The sequence below is a fragment of the Sulfurimonas limnophila genome (genome assembly GCF_059705345.1).
Window position 1 is genome coordinate 922708 of the sequence record NZ_AP046127.1, and the last position, 13245, is coordinate 935952.

Below are 13245 nucleotides of genomic sequence, written 5' to 3' on the forward strand. Positions count from 1 at the left end.
AAATTTGTTGTAGGTTATGGTTGGATTGAAGTGTTAAGCGATAGGGGGTTTGAAGAAATCCAGATTTGTTTGAAATTTATATGACTCTTTTTTGTAAGTTCTAAAAAAATTCTCAGCATCAACATAAGCTAAGATATTATCCTCTTGCGGTATGTATAGATGATGGTACTCGTAGTGTATATCGCAAATATCGCCATGGTCTGATGGCATCTCTTGCTCACTTATATATTGGCTAATTGTGCAGTGTTCGTTGTCGTAGTATGCAAAAATATACTCATGAACAAGAGAAAAGCTCATGACAAATAGCAGAGCAAAAGTTACTATTTTATCTGCTTTTGCAAATTTCATTAAGATATCATCTTAAGGCTAAGCAGAAGGTATTGTTGATTGAATTGATTAATCATCTCAGAATCCCTCATCATTAGTTTTAATGCTTCAAAAGATGAGAAGCTCTTTCTGTGAGGTCTATGACTAGTAAGTGCATCAAAAACATCACATATTGCCAAAATAGAGGCAAAATCGCTTATATCGTTTTTCTTAAGTCCATTTGGATAACCACTTCCATCATAACGCTCATGATGATTCATTACAGCGTCTAGGATGTATGGATCTAAAATTTTGTTCTGTTTTATAATTTCAACACTGTAGCTGCAGTGTTTTTGAACTAAGAGATTCTCATGTTTGTCTAGTTTTGTCTCTTTTCTGATGATATTTGTATCAATTCTCTTAAGACCTACATCATGTAAAAACGCTGCCGTTCCAAGCTGGACTAGCTTAGTATCAGAGAATTTTAGTGTATAGCCTAGAGCAATTGCATAGATGGCAACATGCAAAGAGTGGTACTCCAAGAGGTCTTCGTTGTTAAAGTATGGCATTATATTTTTTATAAAATTTTGGTCATTTTTTACAAGATAGATTATTGATTTAACTATAAGTTCACTGCATTGTGAGTCGATTTTATTCTCTTTGCTATTTATAAATATATCAAAAAAACCAGAAGTTACATTATAAAGAAGAGCTACTCTTTTTTGGTGATTGTTTATATTGTGGCGAATATAGTATCTTAGACTCTCACATGATAAAATCTGTTTTTCTTCATCAGCTTTGGCTAGATAGAGGTTTGTGTGGTTTTGAAGTTTTGCATAAAGAGCTTCATTTATAAGTGTACCTGCTTCGATTATTATCACAAAATCATTATCTTTTTTTATTAAGATGTCAAAGGGAACAACTTCACCAATGGAAATCGTGTTTAAATCAAATCTTATGTAACTGCGCGAATAATCTAATTTTGTTTTAATAACTTTCATGTTTGCGATTATAGCCAGATGTTTAAAATAAATGTTGTACTAAACAATTATTAGTTAGAATTTCGCTTTAAAACAAAGGCAAAAAAATATGCAGATGATAGTGGATTCTCTTAGAAAAAAAGGGAAAATTTACAAAAAAATGCAAGAGATTTCTACCAAAGAGTTGGGAATCAGAAACAGAATCAAGATATACAAAGCAACAGATGTTACTGGGTATTTCTGGGCTATTTTTGCCATTAGCCAAAAGAGTAAACTGCTTATGAAAGATGTACATAAATTTGAAGAGATTTATGCAAAACTAACTATTTTTTGTGCGCACAACTTTAAGCACAAAACTATTTTTATAGATGCCCCTCTTTGTTCAAAAGCCAAAGATGCACTCAAAGAGTTGGGCTGGAAAATCCAGTAATGCTTCTATGTGACATCGGAAACACAACTTACCATTTTTTTGATGAGCACTCATCTTACAAAGAGGATGCAAAACTCTTTGATCCATCATCAGTAAAAGAAAAAGTTTTTTATATATGCGTAAATAGCGTAGTAAAAGAGCGTCTATCTTTACTGGAGAATTGGATTGATTTATCTTTGTATGTTGATATGAGCAGATACTATAAAACTATGGGAATAGACAGAATTATGGCATGTGAAGCTATCAAAGATGGCGTTGTTGTAGATGCGGGAAGTGCTATCACTGTTGATATTATCAAGAGTGGCAATTTTGAGGGCGGTTTTATCTACGCAGGGATAAATGCAATTAGTGCGTGTTATAAAAATATATCTCCCTCACTTGAGTACTCATTTAACTTTGAGCTTGATTTGGATAAAATGCCGAAAAATTCCCGTGATGCCATAAGTTATGGATACCTTGGGCTTCTTTACAAAGAGGTTGCCTCTTATGGTATGAAAATATATCTTACAGGCGGTAATGCAGGAGAGTTTAGTAAACTTTTTATCAACTCACAAGTAGATGAGTTACTGCTTTTTAAGGGAATGAAAAATATTATGAAAAAGGCCAATTTATGCTAACGATAGCACTTCCAAAAGGACGTATTGCGCAAGAGACTTTAGAGATTTTTGAGAATCTCTTTGGCGATGGTTTTGCGTTTGATGATAGAAAGTTGATACTAGAGACTCCAAAGTTTCGTTTCTTGCTTGTAAGAAATCAAGATGTTGCTACATATGTTTTTCATCAAGCAGCTGATATAGGGGTTGTTGGACTTGATACTCTAGAAGAGCAGGGGCTGGATGTGATTCGTCTGCTTGATTTGAAGCGCGGAATATGTAAAGTTGCTATTGGGATGAAAAAGGGCGAGAAGTTTGATCTTGATAAACCAGAGATTAAAGTCGCTTCAAAGATGGTAAACATCACAAAACGCTACTTTGAAGAGCGTGCTGTCTCGGTTGACATTATCAAACTATATGGTTCTATTGAATTAGCTCCACTTATCGGTCTTGCGGATATGATTGTTGATGTTGTAGAAACTGGCTCAACCATGAAACAAAACGGACTAGAAGTTGTAGAGGATATCATGACTTCATCAACTTATCTCATCGCAAACAAAAACAGCTATATCGCTAAAAAAGATGAAGTGCTTGATATTTACGAGAAGATTAAGAGCGTAATAGATGCAGAGCAAAAAGTAAAATGACAAATTTAGACTTATATGCAAAAGCTGAACATCTCTTAGGCATTGAAGAAGCAACAGAAGCGCTTTATGATTTGTATCGTTCAGAGTTGGATAGTTACAGTGTTGCAACACTCTTAGACATTGGTTGCGGTCGTGGCGGTTTTATGAAACGCATGATAAGCGATGGCGTTACATGCAGTGGAATCGACCTTAGCTCTGTTATGGTGCAGGAGTGTAAGGCTGATGGACTGGATGCCCAGTGTGTTGATATATCAAAAGTTGATGGCAAATATGACGCAATCGTGGCTATATTTGATGTGCTAAACTTTTTAAATGAAGATGAATTGCTGAAGTTTTTAGATGAAGTTGCTCTTCGCCTGAATGATGATGGCGTGTTTATCGCAGATATAAATACACTTTATGGATTTAAGGATGTTGCTGAGGGCAGTATGAGCAGCCAAAACGAGAATGAATTTTTAGTTGTTGATGCTGTTTTTGAAGATGATAAACTCTTTACGAAATTTACGCTTTTTGAGAAATGCGAAGATGAGAGATACAAAAAATATCAAGACACTATAGTTCAGTATTTTCATAAACTAAAAATCTTTGAAAAACCAAACTCTCTAAAACTTATAGATAAGCAGACTTTCTCGCTATATGACACAAAAGACAAGACACTTCTTATATTTAAAAAGAAGTAATTACTCCATCCAAGTTAAAAACTCTATAGTGAAAACAGCGCCATCTTTAGAGTTTGATGCTGTTATTACTCCGCCATTTTTCTCAACTAAAATTTTTGATAGATAAAGACCGAGATGTAGGTCATTATTGATTCCGTCACTATATGCAAAAAGATTATCAAATGATTTTTTTGTGATTCCACCACCATTATCGCTGATAGTAATTTTTTTGTCACTAATTGAGAGATGAATCTCTGGATTTATCGTATCTCTTAATTTAAAAATCTCTCTTGCGTTATTTAAAATAGTAAAAATTACTTGTGAAAACTCATTTTGATTTCCAAATGTGTTCTCTTCTTCATGTGAGATAATATATATTTTAATATCATCAAAATAGAAAGTTCCCTCAACGATTGTAAGAATTTCTAAGATAGTGTCAGTAAGAGAAAACTTCTTAATGTCATAAGATGGCTTATAAAAATCTTGAAACGTATCTATCGTCTCACCCATAAATTCAATTATATCTTCTGATTTTTTTAGTGATTTTAAAAATTCATCTTTATCAAAAGAGCTTGAAGACAAGAGTTCTTCTCTATTTTTAGTGTTTATTGATTTAAGTGACGCAAGAGGTTGTTTCCATTGATATGAAATATGCATCAAAAGTTGTCCTAAAGCGGCCTGTTTTGATTGTTGATACATCATCTGTTCTTTTGTTTTGTTGCTATATATCTCTTCTTGAACTCTGCGTTCGAGGTTTTTTTCATAAGCTCTTAGGTTAAGGTGCGTTGATACTCTTGAGAGAAGTTCATCTGGGTGAAATGGCTGACTAATGTAGTCAACTCCACCTGCGTCAAATCCTCTTTTAATCTCTGCTTGTTCATGTTTTGAGCTTAAAAAAATTATAGGTATGTGAGATATACTTGGCGTGCTTTTTAAAGTTTTACAAATATTACAGCCATCTACCCCTAACATTTTGATATTTAGAAGAATAAGGTCTATGCTGTTTTCATTTGATAGCACATCAATTGCATTTTTCTTATCTGAAGCGGTTAATAGATTGTAATTTTGAAGTAGGCTAGTTAAAGTATCAATGTTTTGTTTTATATCATCTATTATCAATATCGTCTGTTTTTCATCCATAAAAGAGCCTCGCACGTAGTTAAATTTTTAAAATATAAATCAAAGAGTTAAATTATATCTTCTCGAAGATAAAAAAATAGATGGTATCATTTGCACTATGAAAATATGTAAAATATGCAGTAGCAAAACCGATAAAATAGTAGATAAAAAAAGCACTAAAGAGTATGATAAATGCTCTGTTTGTGGCTATATAGCGCTAGATGAGAGCTTTTACGTCGATGAGGTGCGAGAGAGAGCACACTATGACAAGCATAACAATACTCTTGAATCCCTTGGCTATGTAAAAATGTTTGAAGATTTGGTTGGTGAGTTTGTTTTGCCATATAGAGATGAGATAAAAACCTCATTGGATTTTGGATGCGGAGAGGGTGAAGTTTTGCCAATAGTCCTTGAGCGAGAGGGGATTTCATGTGATAGATATGATTTGCACTATTTTCCAAAACAGATATATAAAGAAAAAGAGTATGATTTAATTCTCTCAACAGAGGTTTTTGAGCATCTGCAAAATCCGCTTGAAATATTTGAAGAGTTACTTTTACATATAAAAAAAGATGGTTATCTTCTGCTTATGAGCGCATTTCATCCAGATAATGATGAGGAATTTTTTAAGTGGTGGTATATTAGAGATATAACTCATATAGGTTTTTTTAACCTGAACACTTTTTCGTATATAGCCAAGATGTTAAATATTCAGATAGTTAAACATAACTTTAAAAATAGTGTTCTGTTTAAAAAAAGAGCAGATTAAAAAGAAATAGAGGCTATAATCTGTCAAAATTATGTCAAGGATTAAAAATGAAAAATGTAATACTCTCAGCTTTAGTGGTGCTATCTTTCGCATTTAACGTAAATGCAAGTGAAAAAAGCGGATGTACTTTAGCTCAAAGTGGCCCGATAGAAGTTAGTTGGACAGGATATAAAACTCCAAAAAAAGTTGGTGTTGGCGGAACTTTTGATAAAGTAACTTATACTCCAGTTGCCCCAAGCGGTGAAAACTTTCGTTCTATCTTAGTTGGTTCATCTGTTGTTATAGATACTTCAAGTGTAAACTCTAAACATCAAGATCGTGATGCAAAACTTGCAAAATTTTTCTTTGGACTCATGAGTGATAAAAATATAAATGCAAAGATAGTTGATATCAAAGCAGATAAAAAAGTCAAAGATGCTCCAAGAACAGGCGTTGTAACGTTAGAGATAGAGATGAACGGTGTTAAAAAAACAACTCCTATGACTTATAGTTTTAGTGATGGAATCTTTGAAGCAAAAGGTTCAATTGACTTGCTAGAATTTAGCGCAAACGAAGCATTGTCTGGAATAAATAAAGCTTGTTATGACCTTCACGAGGGTAAAACATGGAGTGATGTTGGAATCGGCTTCAAAACAAAAATAGAAGCAACTCTCTGTAGAGCTAAAGCTATAAACTAAGATAACTAACTCTTTTAAAAGATTTTATACTATTTTTTATAGCATACTCTTTTATGAAATATGTCAATGCAAAAGATAGTATAAGTAAAGTTACTCAACTTTCGCACATAGATTTTGATGTTTAATTTATCTACGAAAGCCCATAAATAGGCGCTTTTTAGTATAATTATGTTACCACTAACATCATTATAAAGGTCTATTTTATGGAACTTGCAAATTATATAGAAACTGCTATGAAAAGCATATTAAAGAATCCAATCCTTGAAGTGCTAATAGAGATAAAAATCACAAAAATACTCAAGCAGAGCAACTTCATTAAACGAAATGTCGGCTATCCACCATTTCAAATAATCTTACACTTCGTGTATATGCTTATCATGAATAAAAGACAGTCTACATTCATAAAAAAGAGCGATAGTGCATTTGGCAAAGACGCTTATTACCGATTTATCAAAGAGAGTCGTTACAACTGGCGAAAGTTTTTAATACTAAGCACTACTGCGCTTTTGCAAAGAATAAAACCTCTACATAAAAACGGTGAACATCGCTTGCTCATTATTGATGACACAGTCGAAGCTAAAAGTGGTAAACATATTGAAGGAAGCTGTAAATATATTTGGAGCAATAAAGAGCACAGAAGCATAAATGCGCTCAATATCGTATCTCTAAATTATGCAGATTCACATTCAACATTTCAACTTGATTTTTCCATCAAGATGAATGATAGTCGTCGAAAAGATATATCTGAATTCACTTCAACTGTTCATCATCGTAGTAATTCTCATAAGCGTAAAGTTGAATCTCTCAAAGGTAAAAACATTTTAGCTATTGAGATGCTTGAGAGAGCGTTAGAGCAAGGGGTAGATGCAGACTACCTACTTATAGACAGTTGGTACGCTAAACCAGACTTCATACATCAAGCTAATGAGCTTGGCATGCCAGTAATAGCAAGACTTCCAAATAATAAACTCATTTGGAACTTTAAGGGCAAACATAAAACTATGAATGCAATCTATGATAGTATGAAAAACTCTCGTCATAAACAGAGTGGCAAACATGGAAAAATATCTTATAAATATTTCGATGCAATTGTAGAACATGCTGTTCTAGGCAAAGTCAAGCTCGTATTTTTGCACACAGGTAAAGACTTGTTGGTTTTTATCTCAACTGATATTATCATTATAGGCAAAGAGATTCTAGCAACTTATAAAAAGAGATGGAATATTGAGCAAGGTTACAAAGATTTGCGAAACCTGTTTGGGTTTGGCAAAGAAGAGAATCGTATCTATGAATCACTAATTGCAAAAATAACTCTCTCAATGTTTGCCTACAACATTGTAAGCTATATCAATCGCATAAAACATGAGCCACAAACTCTAGGAGAATTATTTAGAGACTTAGAGTGTGAGCTTGAAACTCTTGCAATATCAATGCAACTCTTCATTCAAATACTGACAAAAATCTCTGAAATTGAAAATGTTGTCAAGGATAATAAAGATTTACTGACTATTCTCGCTGTACTCAACGCTTATACTCAAAAAGAGTTGGGTTTTATGTGCGAAAGCTGAGTAAAGTTATATATATCATCTATTTTTTCTTATGTCATAAATGGATTGGTTGGTTTGATATCTATCTCATATCCAAGAAGTGAAAGTATTTGATTGACTGTGACTATACTTATATTTGCAATGTATCCATTTTCAAGTTTTGATAGTGTCGCTCTTGAGATACTAGATTGTTCTGCTAAACTCTCTTGAGACAAACCTTTTTGCTTTCGTAAAGTTTTAATAGTTTTTCCAAGTTCTGATAGTATCATCATCAAGCTCCTTTATACTAACTTCTTTTAAAGATAACTTCCAACTATCCAACATCATCTTTCCTATTTTAAAATCTGGGTTTTTAGTCAAATAAATTTCTAGTTCATCTATTGCCCAAAGTAGTGCAGCGTAACATTCCCCATAATATTTCTTAGCTTCTCTTAAACTCAAAAGACAACTCTTTTGCCCAAATTTTATAAGAGTATCTTTTGAGTGCCATATCTTTTTACCATCAAGCATAAGTGCTGGTTTATCTTTGTGAATATAAACAACAGTATTTACAACATCATATGCAGGTGAATAAAAAATATTTTTAAAATCATCATCAAACAAAAGACCAAAATTTTTCAGATGTGCATCACCATTTTTAAGCAGATAATTCATCACTACAGTTTTATAAAAAGCTATCATAGACTCTTTTTTATTGGTAGTATATGAGTAGATGATTTTAGCTATCTGCTCATAGCTACCATCATACTTACTATCCTTATTTTTATCCATCAAGGACAATATCTCTTCAAATCCATAAAAACTACCATCATTTTTTAGTGTAAATTTTTCTACTATTAAAAACTTATTGTTTTTAGATAACTGAATATTTGCTATTTTTACCCCTGCTTTTTCTACAGCTTTTAGGCAAAAGTATTCATTGAGAGCCAAATCTTGATACTCTTCACCCCAAGTTTTAATGATGTACTCTTTGGTGTCTAGTTTTTCTTTGTCATTTAATAGTGCTATTGTTTTTGGCTGAACTCCACTGATGGCATTTTTATTTAAAAAGGTTTGAAGAAGATTACTGAAAGTATCGTTTGTATCGTTTGCTAAGATCTCATCTATATAAAACTTTGGAAACTCAACACTATTTTGCAAATCACTTTTAAATTCTACTCTTGATTGGATATTGGAACAAAGTAGTGAAAATATAAGATAGTCATCTACCTTACCATATTCTTTTGATAAAAGATTTTTAAATATCTCATACAAATACCCCTCAGGTAAAAAACTCTCCAAAAAAGGTGGAAATTTATAATCATACAGATAAATCTTTTGAGTATTTGGTAAAGAGAGTGCTATAGAGTTTTGTATATCAAAATTTTTATAGTCTATGATAAAGTTTCTATTATCTTTGATAAATGATGCTACTGCTTTTTGATGGTGAAATATCTCTATCATTACTTACCTTGTATAAATTGATTTACAATTATACTATATAAGTTATGTTTTGTAAAGTAAATTATACAATTATTCACCATTCACCATGAAAGAAGTGCCTGTAGGATGAAGCATTAATTGAATCCTTTCTTCTTTACTATAAGGATTTGCAAACGACTTTTTGATCGCATATTCTTTTATAAAATATGTCAATAAAAATGAGATTAAAAATAAAACTATATAATCATAATTATTTCTCTCTAAAAATAGTTTTTAACCAATTTTCAATAGAATATTTTTCATATATTTTTCTTTCTGACTCTTCATATGGTGAATCAAAAAAACTTTTATCAATAATTATATTGTTTCTATCAATTACCATAATATTATTTGGATTATAAAAGTCGTATTCCAATATATTCTGATTGGTAGTGATTAATTTCTTTTTACCCCCAAGACACTCAAAAGTACGCATTGTTAATCCATACTGACCTGGATGATTAATATCTAAAACTACTTTACTTTTACGGAAAAAATCAACTATTTTACTATGTTCTAGAGGTTTAAAATTAAAATCATTGATGCTACCATACTCATAATTTTTAACAAAATATTTTCTAATATAATACATTATCTTACTAGGTAAATAAAAATAGTAGTAACTCTTATAGTTATCTAATATTGTATTTACTCTCTTTGCTATTTTATATCTATCACTGTGTGCAGTTGCAATAAAAGTTATATCAAATTCATATTTTTTTGTTTCTAATTTTTCATATTCTTCTATATAAAACAAAGGTAAAAATGATAAATCATATTTTTGAGCATCTCTATTATCAAAAGAAAAAACTTCATCAAACAACTCAATTGTATTAAAACTATTTTTATTTTCAAAGGAATCCCACATATACAATATAATTTTTGCTTTTGGTTGTAGAACTTTTATAATTTGCAGCTCTTTAAAAGAAAAAGTTTCTGGAGATACAACAAAAACATAGTCATAATTTTTATGCTTGATAAATTCAAACATTTCATTATAATATTTATTAATTTTATTATTAACAAAAAATTTTAGCTTCAATCGAATAAAAACTTTTGTTAAAAAATCATTACTTGGTCTATCATCAAAATAATCAACTATTGCACCTAGATTTTCTAATTTTTCTTTGATAATTTTTTCATATCCAAAAAATTTAGGACTTATGTATAAAATATTTTTATTTTCTAAATACCTATTCATTACTTATAAAGCCCTTTCTCTTTCATCTCATTTATACTTGTTTCATACTTATCTTCTACAACATCTTGAGCGTTTACCCATGCTGTAAATCGTCTTATCCCTTCTTCAAAACTCACTTTTGGTTCAAACCCTAATTTAGCTTTTATTTTATCCAAATCTGCATAATTATCTCTAATATCTCCAAGTCTATAATTTCCTGAAATAGTGATTTTAGAGTTACTATTATAAGCTCTCACAAGTGTATCTGCAACAGTATTTACATCTATTGCTTCTCCCAGTCCCACATTAAATACTTCATAGTTTGCTTCATCTTTTTCTATTCCTAAAATAGTAGCTTCAACCACATCATCGACATAGACAAAATCACGACTCTCTTTTCCATCTTCAAAGATATTTATATCATTTCCATTTTTTATTCTAGTTGAGAAGATAGATAAAATTCCAGTATATGGGTTACTTAGTGATTGTCCTGCTCCATACACATTTTGATATCTAAATGCAACTGCTGGGATATTTAGAGATTTTCCCATTACCATAAACATCTGTTCTTGTACTTGTTTCGTAATGCCGTAAATTGAGCTTGGATGAATTTTGCTTGTCTCATCAGTTGCCATTAGTTTTGCATTTGCTCCACACATTGGACACTTTACAGCAAAATCACCTTTTGCCATATCTTCATCTTTTCGTTCACTCGGATAGACTACTCCACATTTTGGACATTCATACTTACCTTCGCCATAAATAGACCTAGAAGAAGCAATTATCATCTTTTTTACACTATGCTTTTCATTTGCCAAAATATCTAAAAATATTGAAGTTCCTTTGATATTTACATCAGTATATTTTTCTATCTCATACATAGATTGACCCGTGCCTGTCTCAGCTGCTAGATGCACAACTACATCTGTTCCGTCAAGTGCTTTTTTCCAGTCGTCGTAGCTTAAAACTGTCCCTTTGATGAAGTTTACTTTATCTTTGATACTTTCATATAATGGTGAGTATTCACCATGTATCTGAGGTGAGAGGTTATCCAGAACTGTTACTTTATACCCTTTTTCTATAAGTTTCAAACTCAAGTTTGAACCTATAAATCCTGCTCCACCTGTTATTAATACTTTTTTATATTTCATTGTTTCTCCAACTTAAATTGTATGATTATTTATTTCTCAAATTTCTCCAACAGTTTGTTGGAGATTTCTCGCACGGTATGTGCGAGTTAATTCAACACTTGCTTACAATACTCAAAAACTTCATCATCGCTTGTATAGTTAAATACTTTGATACCATTTCTTAATAATTTCTCTTTATTTTCTACATTTGCATTATTCACTGCATTTAAAAAGTCATACTCTGTTCCACTTGAAATATGAAGCGGTACACCTTGAAAGGCTCTAAAAACATCTTGAGAGTTATTTATACTTCCTATAAGAGAGTGGACAATCTTAGAAGACTTTTTATTGTAAAAATCCAAGCTAAACCCACTAATAACTGACTTTTTTACTTCTATTTTATCTTTAAATTCTCTTGCTACTATCTCTTTTGTTTTTTGTTCAAATTTTTGGGCTGTAGTCTCTTTTTCGGCTCTTTCTAACTTGTATCCTACATACTGATAAAACAGTTTCTGTACAAGCTCATTGATTGGTTCTTCTGATTTACTACTTAACTGAAAACTTGTATCGAGTACATTTTTGTATCTATTGTTTATTTTCGAAATAATTTCATCACTAGAATACTTTCCTTGTAAAAAATTTCCCAAGTCTTCAACAGAGTTTTTCAATACCTTAGATTCTATTAAAATTGGACAATGAAGAAGTGATATCTCTTTCGTACTTAGAAGTCTATAGTGTAATTCATCCCCATCATATACAACAACCCCAACATTCAAAAACTCATAAGTATCTACCTTTGGAAAATATCGTACGATATTAAACTTTCTTGTTTTCATTTTATTGTTTATATCAAAGTTGTGTCTTTTTAAAAACTCTTCCATTTCATTCTCCTAGTATAGACATTCGCATTTTATGAAATCTGTCGTATCAAATATTTTTCTTGACTTTATTCTTTTGGCTATAGTATTTGCTATCATCACTTTATAGTTTAATGGCTCCCAATCTGGAGGCATGGTATCTATCAAATCCAACAAAACTTGAGTAAATTCATCAATGCTTTGAGCTGTTAATTTATAATTCATTTGTTCATCACTATTTTTAAATATATATCTTCCTGAACTTTTTGGTAAATTGCATAATATTTGCATTGAAATATCTTCACCACTCACTATCTTTTCGTACAAAATAGCATCTGCCAAAGCATTTCCATAGTCTATAGCATAGTACTTTCTTCTATCTTTTTTGTCTTGTAAGATATTTGAATTTGCTCCTTCAACTCTATCACAGTTTAAGATATAGTTATCAAGTCTTATGGTATCTCTTACAAATGTTTTATTCATTTTTTCACTTTTGATTTCCATGGCATCTTCTATATATTCAACACCCACATTAAAACCTTTGGAGTCTTTTATATACTCATAGGACTCTTTTTCTATTATGTTTTGAGTGTATGCATCAAAAACCATATCTACTACATCATCGTCAATATACAAATAACACACATTTTGAGGAGAGATACCAAATCCCATCTCATCATGCAAGAGATAAGCCAATGTTTCGTTGAACACTCCAAGATCTTTTGGATTTGTTCCATCTTCTCTAGTTTTTAGTACATAAAGTTTTTCATCTTCTGCTCTTACTATGATAGGCTTTGTGCCACCAAAACCAGCAGGCTTGATGATAGATATGATTTTTAATGGTCTAATCTCTCTCATTGCTCTTCTTTATGTTTTCTTAATTTTAACAT

The 13245-nt window shown here is 31.4% G+C and carries 16 protein-coding genes; 7 read left to right on the forward strand and 9 right to left on the reverse strand.

The features are described 5' to 3' along the window. Positions 1 to 33 precede the first annotated feature (33 nt). The gene (locus AC6H33_RS04840; protein WP_497605828.1) at positions 34 to 348 is read right to left on the reverse strand and encodes a hypothetical protein; all 315 of its coding nucleotides are present in this window, start codon (positions 346 to 348) and stop codon (positions 34 to 36) included. Beyond that, positions 348 to 1307, reverse strand: a complete 960-nt coding sequence (locus AC6H33_RS04845) for an HD-GYP domain-containing protein (protein ID WP_497605829.1) — start codon at positions 1305 to 1307, stop codon at positions 348 to 350. Before AC6H33_RS04845 ends, AC6H33_RS04840 begins: the two co-directional genes overlap by 1 nt. 88 nt (positions 1308 to 1395) lie before the next feature. Between AC6H33_RS04845 and AC6H33_RS04850 the strand changes: the two genes are divergently transcribed. Genes AC6H33_RS04850 through AC6H33_RS04865 form a run of 4 tightly spaced genes read left to right on the forward strand, consistent with a single transcriptional unit; the run spans position 1396 to position 3636 of the window. Next, the gene (locus AC6H33_RS04850; RefSeq protein WP_497605830.1) at positions 1396 to 1716 is read left to right on the forward strand and encodes a hypothetical protein; all 321 of its coding nucleotides are present in this window, start codon (positions 1396 to 1398) and stop codon (positions 1714 to 1716) included. Further along, on the forward strand, positions 1716 to 2333 hold the full coding sequence (locus AC6H33_RS04855; protein WP_497605831.1) for a type III pantothenate kinase: 618 nt from the start codon (positions 1716 to 1718) through the stop codon (positions 2331 to 2333). The genes AC6H33_RS04850 and AC6H33_RS04855 overlap by 1 nt, the downstream gene beginning before the upstream one ends. Continuing rightward, positions 2327 to 2956, forward strand: a complete 630-nt coding sequence (gene hisG / locus AC6H33_RS04860) for an ATP phosphoribosyltransferase (RefSeq protein ID WP_497605832.1) — start codon at positions 2327 to 2329, stop codon at positions 2954 to 2956. The genes AC6H33_RS04855 and hisG overlap by 7 nt, the downstream gene beginning before the upstream one ends. Continuing rightward, entirely contained in the window at positions 2953 to 3636 is a 684-nt protein-coding gene (locus tag AC6H33_RS04865; protein ID WP_497605833.1) for a class I SAM-dependent DNA methyltransferase, read from the forward strand. The genes hisG and AC6H33_RS04865 overlap by 4 nt, the downstream gene beginning before the upstream one ends. On the opposite strand, the gene AC6H33_RS04870 is transcribed toward AC6H33_RS04865, so the two are convergent. Beyond that, positions 3637 to 4755, reverse strand: a complete 1119-nt coding sequence (locus tag AC6H33_RS04870; RefSeq protein WP_497605834.1) for a response regulator — start codon at positions 4753 to 4755, stop codon at positions 3637 to 3639. Between the two features lie 97 nt (positions 4756 to 4852). Here AC6H33_RS04870 and AC6H33_RS04875 point away from each other — a divergent pair, with 97 nt between their 5' ends. The 3 genes from AC6H33_RS04875 to AC6H33_RS04885 all read left to right on the forward strand — a co-directional run bounded on the left by AC6H33_RS04875 (position 4853) and on the right by AC6H33_RS04885 (position 7748). Continuing rightward, positions 4853 to 5503, forward strand: coding sequence for a class I SAM-dependent methyltransferase (locus AC6H33_RS04875; protein ID WP_497605835.1), 651 nt, complete (start codon positions 4853 to 4855; stop codon positions 5501 to 5503). A gap of 47 nt (positions 5504 to 5550) precedes the next feature. Continuing rightward, positions 5551 to 6180: a YceI family protein gene (locus tag AC6H33_RS04880; RefSeq protein ID WP_497605836.1), complete on the forward strand. Its 630-nt coding sequence runs from the start codon at positions 5551 to 5553 to the stop codon at positions 6178 to 6180. A gap of 203 nt (positions 6181 to 6383) precedes the next feature. Further along, the gene (locus AC6H33_RS04885; protein ID WP_497603908.1) at positions 6384 to 7748 is read left to right on the forward strand and encodes an IS4 family transposase; all 1365 of its coding nucleotides are present in this window, start codon (positions 6384 to 6386) and stop codon (positions 7746 to 7748) included. 29 nt (positions 7749 to 7777) lie between these two features. Here the strand turns inward: AC6H33_RS04885 and AC6H33_RS04890 are convergent, their stop codons facing one another. From AC6H33_RS04890 to AC6H33_RS04915, 6 genes are all read right to left on the reverse strand, one after another. Then, on the reverse strand, positions 7778 to 7999 hold the full coding sequence (locus tag AC6H33_RS04890) for a helix-turn-helix domain-containing protein (RefSeq protein ID WP_497605837.1): 222 nt from the start codon (positions 7997 to 7999) through the stop codon (positions 7778 to 7780). Beyond that, a complete protein-coding gene (locus tag AC6H33_RS04895) occupies positions 7965 to 9170 on the reverse strand; it encodes a type II toxin-antitoxin system HipA family toxin (RefSeq protein ID WP_497605838.1) in 1206 nt (401 codons plus the stop codon). The genes AC6H33_RS04890 and AC6H33_RS04895 overlap by 35 nt, the downstream gene beginning before the upstream one ends. 229 nt (positions 9171 to 9399) lie before the next feature. Beyond that, entirely contained in the window at positions 9400 to 10389 is a 990-nt protein-coding gene (locus tag AC6H33_RS04900) for a WaaS/CpsH family glycosyltransferase (RefSeq protein WP_497605839.1), read from the reverse strand. After that, a complete protein-coding gene (locus AC6H33_RS04905) occupies positions 10389 to 11519 on the reverse strand; it encodes an NAD-dependent epimerase/dehydratase family protein (protein ID WP_497605840.1) in 1131 nt (376 codons plus the stop codon). The genes AC6H33_RS04900 and AC6H33_RS04905 overlap by 1 nt, the downstream gene beginning before the upstream one ends. Before the next feature lie 86 nt (positions 11520 to 11605). Continuing rightward, positions 11606 to 12379 carry a DUF3037 domain-containing protein gene (locus AC6H33_RS04910; RefSeq protein WP_497605841.1) on the reverse strand — a complete coding sequence of 258 codons (774 nt, stop codon included), beginning with the start codon at positions 12377 to 12379 and terminating at the stop codon, positions 11606 to 11608. Between the two features lie 9 nt (positions 12380 to 12388). After that, positions 12389 to 13213: a HipA family kinase gene (locus AC6H33_RS04915; protein ID WP_497605842.1), complete on the reverse strand. Its 825-nt coding sequence runs from the start codon at positions 13211 to 13213 to the stop codon at positions 12389 to 12391. Between the last annotated feature and the right edge of the window lie 32 nt (positions 13214 to 13245).

Excerpts from the sequence above, each read along its gene's own strand:
- AC6H33_RS04840 (WP_497605828.1), bottom strand. The coding sequence starts at position 348 with ATGAAATTTGCAAAAGCAGATAAAATAGTAACTTTTGCTCTGCTATTT.
- AC6H33_RS04845 (WP_497605829.1), bottom strand. The coding sequence starts at position 1,307 with ATGAAAGTTATTAAAACAAAATTAGATTATTCGCGCAGTTACATAAGA.
- AC6H33_RS04850 (WP_497605830.1), top strand. The coding sequence starts at position 1,396 with ATGCAGATGATAGTGGATTCTCTTAGAAAAAAAGGGAAAATTTACAAA.
- AC6H33_RS04855 (WP_497605831.1), top strand. The coding sequence starts at position 1,716 with ATGCTTCTATGTGACATCGGAAACACAACTTACCATTTTTTTGATGAG.
- hisG (WP_497605832.1), top strand. The coding sequence starts at position 2,327 with ATGCTAACGATAGCACTTCCAAAAGGACGTATTGCGCAAGAGACTTTA.
- AC6H33_RS04865 (WP_497605833.1), top strand. The coding sequence starts at position 2,953 with ATGACAAATTTAGACTTATATGCAAAAGCTGAACATCTCTTAGGCATT.
- AC6H33_RS04870 (WP_497605834.1), bottom strand. The coding sequence starts at position 4,755 with ATGGATGAAAAACAGACGATATTGATAATAGATGATATAAAACAAAAC.
- AC6H33_RS04875 (WP_497605835.1), top strand. The coding sequence starts at position 4,853 with ATGAAAATATGTAAAATATGCAGTAGCAAAACCGATAAAATAGTAGAT.
- AC6H33_RS04880 (WP_497605836.1), top strand. The coding sequence starts at position 5,551 with ATGAAAAATGTAATACTCTCAGCTTTAGTGGTGCTATCTTTCGCATTT.
- AC6H33_RS04885 (WP_497603908.1), top strand. The coding sequence starts at position 6,384 with ATGGAACTTGCAAATTATATAGAAACTGCTATGAAAAGCATATTAAAG.
- AC6H33_RS04890 (WP_497605837.1), bottom strand. The coding sequence starts at position 7,999 with ATGATGATACTATCAGAACTTGGAAAAACTATTAAAACTTTACGAAAG.
- AC6H33_RS04895 (WP_497605838.1), bottom strand. The coding sequence starts at position 9,170 with ATGATAGAGATATTTCACCATCAAAAAGCAGTAGCATCATTTATCAAA.
- AC6H33_RS04900 (WP_497605839.1), bottom strand. The coding sequence starts at position 10,389 with ATGAATAGGTATTTAGAAAATAAAAATATTTTATACATAAGTCCTAAA.
- AC6H33_RS04905 (WP_497605840.1), bottom strand. The coding sequence starts at position 11,519 with ATGAAATATAAAAAAGTATTAATAACAGGTGGAGCAGGATTTATAGGT.
- AC6H33_RS04910 (WP_497605841.1), bottom strand. The coding sequence starts at position 12,379 with ATGGAAGAGTTTTTAAAAAGACACAACTTTGATATAAACAATAAAATG.
- AC6H33_RS04915 (WP_497605842.1), bottom strand. The coding sequence starts at position 13,213 with ATGAGAGAGATTAGACCATTAAAAATCATATCTATCATCAAGCCTGCT.